The sequence below is a fragment of the Psychrobacter sp. I-STPA6b genome, assembly GCF_020662265.1.
Taxonomy (GTDB): Bacteria; Pseudomonadota; Gammaproteobacteria; order Pseudomonadales; family Moraxellaceae; genus Psychrobacter.
Genome location: NZ_VEWM01000066.1, coordinates 1 through 484 on the forward strand (window position 1 = coordinate 1; position 484 = coordinate 484).

Here is a 484-nt window from a genome sequence, read left to right on the forward strand (position 1 = left end):
ATATCACCGCGTAACGTAGCGGCACAAAGCCAGCTTCAGCCATACTGCCAGATAGCCAATTGGTCGCGCTGCGCAGTACCATATCATCAGACATAAATAGCACCAAACTGACTATAGCCGCACAAAAGGCACTAATGACGAAGCCTAATATCAATAACCCCATCTGCCCGCCCCCTAAAAAGCGGTGAATGGCTAAAATAAACAAGCAGACAACGACGCTACCAGTAAAAGCAGCGAGCGGTACTCCTACCCCAGAGATACCGAGGGCTAATACTAAAACGACACCTAGCGCTGCGCCGCCTGAAGTGCCTATCAGACTTGGGTCAGCAAGCGGATTTTCAAACAGTGCTTGCAGCGCAGCCCCGCTAACCGACAAGGCCATTCCGACAAGTAGTGCCGTGGCAATCCTTGGATAGCGCAACTGCCAGATGGTCTCATCCAAAGACATGGGATTGGCCCACTCACCAAAGCCTACGCCCAATGC

1 protein-coding gene is annotated in these 484 nt (G+C 52.1%); it reads right to left on the reverse strand.

All coding sequences use genetic code 11. From position 1 onward, the window contains the following. The coding region (locus tag FHK88_RS07285; RefSeq protein ID WP_264480637.1) for a FecCD family ABC transporter permease at positions 1-448 on the reverse strand (448 nt) is incomplete at its 3' end. Positions 449-484: the final 36 nt, after the last annotated feature.